Source organism: Dactylosporangium sp. NPDC049742 (assembly GCF_040674675.1).
Lineage (GTDB): Bacteria > Actinomycetota > Actinomycetes > Mycobacteriales > Micromonosporaceae > Dactylosporangium > Dactylosporangium maewongense.
Genome location: NZ_JBFANF010000083.1, coordinates 41012 through 47834 on the forward strand (window position 1 = coordinate 41012; position 6823 = coordinate 47834).

Consider the following 6823-nt stretch of genomic DNA (forward strand, 5'->3'; position numbering starts at 1 on the left):
GCATGGCATGATCCGTTTATGACGTGGACCGCACCCGAGCCGCCACCATTCGGGGGTTCGCTCGTCGCCGACGAGCGGACCCTCCTCGAAGGCTTCCTCGACTGGCAACGCGCCGTGCTCGTGGGCAAGTGCACCGGCCTGACCGGCGAGGAGCTGGCGCAGCGCTCCTGTCCCCCGTCGACCCTGTCCCTGCTCGGCCTGCTCCGCCACGTCACCGACGTCGAGCGCGAGTGGTTCCACACCCGCTTCCACGGCACGCCCGTGCCGTTCCTGTACCGCCGCGACGACGCGAAGGACGCCGCCTTCGACGAGGCCGACGGCGATTCGGCGGAGGCCGACTACGACCGGCTCGTCGCCGAGTGGCGGGCGTCCCGGGCTTCGGTCGCGGCCGCTTCTCTCGACGACAGCTTCATCGACTCGCTGCGCGGCCCGATGTCCCTGCGCGCCGTGTACCTCCACCTGATCCAGGAGTACGCCCGCCACAACGGCCACGCCGACCTCCTGCGCCAGCGCATCGACGGCGAAACCGGCTGACCTTCCGGATGGGGCAGCGGCTCGCGTCGGCGATCGACGCCCTGTACACCACCTTCTCCACCGTCCCGAAACCCACCGCCATCGACGGCTGCCCCTGCTGCTGGCTGCCTGCGGAGTCGGAGGAGCTGCTCCGGCCCGTCCCGCTGCGGTCACTGCCGACGCTGGCGGTCGCCCCGTACGCCGCGGCCGTGCCGTTCACCGCCGGCTCACCCGACGACTTCCGCTACTTCCTGCCCCGCCTCCTGGAGGTCAGCGTCACCGACGGCTTCGCCGGCCCGGACGCGGACTTCATGGGCTGGCCGACCATCGAGCCGTTCCTGTCCCGGCTGCGGCTCACCGCCTGGACCACGTGGGACCCGGCCGAACGGTCCACGGTCCGCGCCTTCCTCGACGCCTTCTGGCACGACACCCTGACCACGGACCCGTCGGCGGCCGCCATCAGCGCGGGCGACGCCCTCTGCGGCATCGGCAACGCCGAGGACGACCTGACCCCGTACCTCGACACCTGGGCCGACCTGCTCCCCGCCCCGCACCCGTCCGCCCACCTGCACGACATGCGCGCCCAGTCCTACGTCAACGCCTTCTGGGACGACCGCGGCCCCCAGCACGACCAGGTCACCGCCTGGCTCGAGGAAATCGGATGAGCTTCTGGGATGGCACGCCATTCGGCAATGACGACGCGGCGGACTTCGCCGGCGAGCTCGACGAGGCCACACCCGAGCAGCGCGTCGCCATGGTCGGCGACCTGCTGGCGCGGACCGCCTCCGCCACCGACGCCGACATCGCCGCCTGCCCCGTCGGCGAGTTCGGCGTGATCGAGGCTGCCCGGGCGGTGGCGGCGGCCGCGCTGGTCGCGGCGCAGCGCGACGGCGGCGAGCCGATCCGCGGCTCCTACGGACCCACCACCGCGATGCCACCGTTCCCGCGGTCGTTCACTGGCCTCGCCGTCGACGCGCTGGACCGCATCACCGCGACCCAGGCGTGGCACGACAACGACTGGTCCGACCCGCAGAACGCCCCAGCCTGGCGCCGGACCGTCCTCAGTCTCCGGAGCGTGCTGAACCCACCGCAGCGCGAGACGCTGTTCGACCTGTGAGCGGGCTGCCGTCACGGCTCGTCGACGAGTATCTCGATCCTGGACGGCCAGGGCGCCGAGTCGATGAACACCCTGACCGTTCTCCTTCCGGGCTCGACCCCGACCACCAGCGCGCTCTCGTCGTTGACGTCGGTCACCATCAGCTGGCCGAACTCCAGGTCGAGCCCGCCCTCGTAGGCAGCGGTCAGGCCGGCGGACGGCTCACCCCATCCCACGCGGATGTCGGCAAGCCCCACCTGCCCGTGGACGACCGCGATCCGGATCGCCTCCTCGGACCCGGCCACGACCTGCGCCGGAGTGTCCCAGTCCGGCGACGGCCGCCGATTGTCGAAGTCGCACACGAACGCGACCCCGTTGGGAACAGCGAACATGATCTGCCCGAGGAGGTTCACGGCGCCAATCATCTCCTGCCGGTCTCACTCACCGGTCAAGTGATGTGCCGCCGACCGGGCAGGTGCCTCGGTATCGCTCAGGTCAGGCTGAGCGCGAGGCGCCGGCCGGCTTCGTCCTGGGCCAGCCACGGCAGGCCATCCAGGGTGGCCTTCTTCGTGTTGTACGCGGAGACCCACAGGCCGGCGGCCCAGGCCGCACCCAGTTCGTCGGGCGGCCAGGTGCGGCCTGTCGCGCGCTGGTACTCGTCCAGGAACTCCGCGGTCTCGGCGACGGTGGCGGCGCGGGGGACCATGCCGCAGGGCCACACGGCGGCGGCGAGGCCGACCACGACGGCCTCGGGGGCGGTGATGACGCTGTCCCAGTCGTGCACGGCGAGGGGGTCGTCGCCGGTCCAGCGGAGGTTCTGGGCCTCCCAGTCGCCGTGGCCGGTCACGAGCCGGCGGCCGGCCGGCGTCTGCGCGAAGCGGGCGAGGCGCGCCCGGACGTGGGCGCCGAGGTCGTCGAGCCACGGCGTCGGGGGTGCGGCGTTGAGGTCGTCGTCGCGGTCGTCGGCGGTCGGCCAGATGCCGGGCACGTCGTGGTCCCACGCGGTCCACGGTGGCGCGGGGCTGAGGGTGCCGAGGGTCGACGGCGGCGGGGCGAGGGCTACGAACCGGGCGAGCAGCGTCGCGAACCGCCGGGCGGGCCGCGTCGCCGGTGTCACCGATCCGCCGGGGACGAGCGTCTCGGCGCTCACCGCCAGGCCGTCCGCCACGACCGGGCCGGCGAGAGGTTCGGGCGCGGGGAAGCCCGCCTGCCACAGCGCCCGCTGGACCGCCGTGCACGCGTCGAGCCGCGGAGAGTGCGGCCGCGCCTTGACGGCCACGGTGCGGGCGTCGGCCAGGCGGACGCCGTACACACGCGACAGATGACCGCCGCTGAACACGACCTCCGCGACGGGTGCGCCGAGGTGGCGCCGGCACCATCGGTCAACGTCGAACGTCACCCGACCAACCTATGCGAACGCAAAACTTAAATCTTCCGATCATCGTGTAAGAAAGTTCGCGCATCCTCATCGAAACATCTAGACACAGATATGAAAGCCCCATAGATTGGCCGCGCCAGGCATCGGCGTGCCAGGCAACCCGCAGGACATCGACACTGATGCCCGCCCGTTGTCCGAGCGCGCCGTCGTCAGCGGCTTGCCGCGCTTCGGGCGGAGCGTCCCGCTTCCCTGGAGGAACCGTGCCCGTCCCGCCCCGGCGCATGCGCATCCCGATCGTGGGTGCGCTCGCCTCCACCCTTGTCGCCACGGCGCTGGTCCTGCCCTCGGCCGGCGCCGCCGCCGCGCCGCCGCCACAGGAGCCCGGCGTCACGATGCGCACCTTCGACCTGCAGACACCCCTGAGCAACCTCTGCACGCTGAAGGCCGCACAGACGCCGAACGTCGACAAGCTCATGCCGACCGTCGACTGGACCACCTCGGCCCAGTTCGGTCTGGAGGACAACTTCCTCACGCAGGTCATCGGCAACGTCAACATCGCCACGGCCGGCAACTACACGTTCCGGCTGATCAGCGACGACGGCTCGCGCCTCGTGATCGATGACAACGTTGTCATCAACCACGACGGGCTGCACGGCGCGACCGCCAAGGACGGCGCCGTCCAGCTGGGCACCGGTTACCACTCGCTGCGCATCGACTTCTTCGAGGCGGGCGGCGGGCAGCAGCTCACGCTGCAGTGGCAGACGCCGGGCTCGTCGTCGTTCGTGACCGTGCCGAACTCGGTGCTCAGCACCGACGCCGGGGTCGTGCGGGTCACCGCGCCCGGGCGCAAGGAGTGCGAGACGGCCGGCGACTCCCCCGGCGACGGCCTGCCGCTGACCTCGGTCCACCCGAACTTCACGCTGACGAACCTGCGGCCCGGCGGCTTCGAGCCGAAGGTCACCGGCATGGACTGGCTGCCCGACGGGCGCATGGTCATCTCGACCTGGGGCGGCAGCGACCAGTCCGGCACGTCCCAGGCGGGCGAGGTCTGGATCCTCGGCAACACCGGCGGGGCGACCTCGCCGGCGAACGTCACCACCAAGCGCATCGGCAGCAACCTCAAGGAGCCGATGGGCCTGAAGGTCGTCAACGGCGTCGTCTACGTGTCGGAGAAGGCGCGGCTCACCCGGCTCGTCGACACCACCGGCGACGAGGTCGCCGACCAGTACCAGTCCGTCGCGACCTGGCCGTATGACGGCAACTTCCACGAGTTCGCGTTCGGTCTGCTGTACCAGGACGGCTTCTTCTACGTGAACCTGTCGGTGTCCATCGACTACGGCGGCGCGACGACGAACCCGCAGGGCATCGCCAACCGCGGCACCACGATCAAGATCAACGCCAGCAACGGCCAGGTCACCTACGTCGCGGGCGGCCTGCGTACGCCGCACGGCATCGGGTGGGGGCCGGAGAACAGCATCTTCGTCACCGACAACCAGGGCGGCTACCAGCCCGCGTCGAAGCTGCTGCAGATCAAGCAGGGCCGCTTCTACAACCACTTCCTCAACCCGCAGGGCCCGTTCGACAACGCGCCGATCAGCCAGCCGGTGCTGTGGCTGCCGCAGAACGAGATCGGCAACTCCCCCAGCACCCCGATGCTGATGCAGAGCGGCCTGTACGCCGGGCAGTTCCTCATCGGTGACGTCACGTACGGCGGCCTGCAGCGCGCCTACGTGGAGAAGGTCAACGGCGAGTACCAGGGTGCCCTGTTCCGGCTCACGCAGGGCCTCGAGGCCGGCGTCTCCGAGGTCAACGTCGGCCCGGACGGCGCGGTGTACGTCGGCGGTCTCGGCGCCGGCGGCAACTGGGGCCAGTCCGGCAAGCTGCTGTACGGCCTGCAGAAGCTGACCCCGAACGGCAACAACGTCTTCGACATCCTCGCCACGCGGGCCACCTCGAACGGGTTCGAGCTCGAGTACACCCAGCCGCTGTCGGCCGCCACCGCCAGCGCCCTGGCCAGCAAGTACCGGGTGAAGCAGTGGCGTTACGTGCCGACCGCCGCCTACGGCGGCCCGAAGATCGACGAGGAGACGCTGACGGTGTCCTCGGCGACGCTGTCCGCCGACGGCAAGAAGGTCACCCTGGTCATCAACGGGCTGAAGGCCGGCCGGGTCGTGCACATCCGCTCGCCGAAGCCGTTCGCCGCCGCCAACGGCCAGTCGCTGTGGAGCACCGAGGTCTGGTACACGCTCAACGCGGTCCCCGGCCAGGTCCCGCCGGTCAACCTCGCGCTGGGCAAGACCGCCACCGCGGACAGCTCCTGCAGCACGTCGGAGAACCCGCAGCGGGCCGTCAACGGCACCACCACCAACGGCAACCTCGACAAGTGGTGCTCGCAGGGCGCCACCAAGTGGCTGCAGGTCGACCTCGGCGCCAGCCAGAGCGTGAACAAGGTCGTGCTGCAGCACGCCGGTACCGGCGGAGAGAACACGGCATGGAACACCCGGGACTTCAACGTCCAGGTGAGCACCAACGGCACGGCGTGGACGACGGTCGCGACCGTCACCGGCAACACGGCGAGCACGACCACGCACAACTTCGCCGCGACGCAGGCCCGCTACATCCGGCTCAACGTCACCACCCCGGCCAGCGACGGCAACGCCGCCGCGCGCGTCTACGAGCTCGAGGCGTACGGCGGCACGGCGCCGCCGGCGACCGGGAACCTGGCGCAGGGCAAGGCCACCACGGCCGACAGCTCGTGCGCCACGACGGAGGGCCCGGACAAGGCGGTCAACGGCAGCGTCAACGGCGGCAACACCGACAAGTGGTGCTCGCTCGGCGCCTCGAAGTGGATGCAGGTCGACCTCGGCACGAGCCAGAGCGTGGGCCGGATCGTGCTCAAGCACGCCGGCGCCGGCGGCGAGAACAGCGCCTGGAACACCCGCGACTTCAACCTGCAGGTGAGCACCAACGGCACCGCGTGGACGACGGTCGCGACGGTCACCGGCAACACGCTGGGCTCCACGACGCACGACTTCACCGCTGTGCAGGCGCGGTACCTGCGGCTGAACGTCACCACCCCGGCCAGCGACGGCAACGGCGCCGCGCGGATCTACGAGTTCGAGGCGTACGCGTCCGGCGGCGCCAACCCCGGCCGGGTCGTGCTGTTCGACGGCCAGAACATGAGCAAGTTCGAGGGCTCCGGCGGCGCCGCGGTGACGTGGCCGCTGGGCAACGGCGGGGTCGAGGTGCTCGGTGGCGACATCCGCAGCCGGGAGAGCTTCGGCGACTTCCGGCTGCACATCGAGTTCTGGCTGCCGAACCTGCCGTCGGACGTGACCGGGCAGCAGCGCGCGAACAGCGGCATCTACCTGCAGGACCGCTACGAACTGCAGGTGCTCGACTCGTTCGGTGACACGAGCATCGGCATCGACGAGTGCGCGTCGATCTACAACAAGATCGCGCCGACGAGCAACGCCGCGACCGCCCCGCAGACGTGGCAGACGTACGACGTCACGTTCCGCGCGGCGAAGTACAACGCCTCCGGCACCAAGACGGACAACGCCAGGGTGACGGTCGTGTGGAACGGCGTCACGGTGCACAACAACGTGGCGATCGACGGTCCGACCGGCAACGGCGCGGCCGAGGGCCCGTCCGCCGGCAAGATCCGCCTGCAGGACCACGGCGACCCCGGCGCGAACCTGTTCTACCGCAACATCTGGGTCGAGCCCATCGCCTGACCCTTCCTCAGCAGCGGGGCGGTGGGGGAGGAGTTGTGGCGATTGAAAACCCCCCCCCCCCCCGCCCCGCCCCCGCGGGCGGTGGGGGGATTGGTGGGG

General features: G+C 70.8%; 6 protein-coding genes. 4 read left to right on the forward strand and 2 right to left on the reverse strand.

The annotated features are described in order from the left end of the window. The first annotated feature begins 18 nt into the window (after positions 1 to 18). The 3 genes from AB0J72_RS52425 to AB0J72_RS52435 are packed head-to-tail and all read left to right on the forward strand — an operon-like array spanning position 19 to position 1630. The gene (locus tag AB0J72_RS52425) at positions 19 to 534 is read left to right on the forward strand and encodes a DinB family protein (RefSeq protein ID WP_363414595.1); all 516 of its coding nucleotides are present in this window, start codon (positions 19 to 21) and stop codon (positions 532 to 534) included. Positions 535 to 542: 8 nt separating this feature from the next. After that, positions 543 to 1178, forward strand: a complete 636-nt coding sequence (locus AB0J72_RS52430; RefSeq protein ID WP_363414598.1) for a hypothetical protein — start codon at positions 543 to 545, stop codon at positions 1176 to 1178. Beyond that, positions 1175 to 1630, forward strand: coding sequence for a DUF4259 domain-containing protein (locus tag AB0J72_RS52435; RefSeq protein WP_363414601.1), 456 nt, complete (start codon positions 1175 to 1177; stop codon positions 1628 to 1630). The genes AB0J72_RS52430 and AB0J72_RS52435 overlap by 4 nt, the downstream gene beginning before the upstream one ends. A gap of 11 nt (positions 1631 to 1641) precedes the next feature. Here the strand turns inward: AB0J72_RS52435 and AB0J72_RS52440 are convergent, their stop codons facing one another. Further along, on the reverse strand, positions 1642 to 2022 hold the full coding sequence (locus tag AB0J72_RS52440) for a hypothetical protein (RefSeq protein ID WP_363414604.1): 381 nt from the start codon (positions 2020 to 2022) through the stop codon (positions 1642 to 1644). A gap of 77 nt (positions 2023 to 2099) precedes the next feature. Then, positions 2100 to 3008, reverse strand: coding sequence for a hypothetical protein (locus tag AB0J72_RS52445; RefSeq protein WP_363414606.1), 909 nt, complete (start codon positions 3006 to 3008; stop codon positions 2100 to 2102). A gap of 239 nt (positions 3009 to 3247) precedes the next feature. Between AB0J72_RS52445 and AB0J72_RS52450 the strand changes: the two genes are divergently transcribed. Then, positions 3248 to 6724 carry a discoidin domain-containing protein gene (locus tag AB0J72_RS52450; RefSeq protein ID WP_363414609.1) on the forward strand — a complete coding sequence of 1159 codons (3477 nt, stop codon included), beginning with the start codon at positions 3248 to 3250 and terminating at the stop codon, positions 6722 to 6724. The last annotated feature ends 99 nt before the right edge of the window (positions 6725 to 6823 follow it).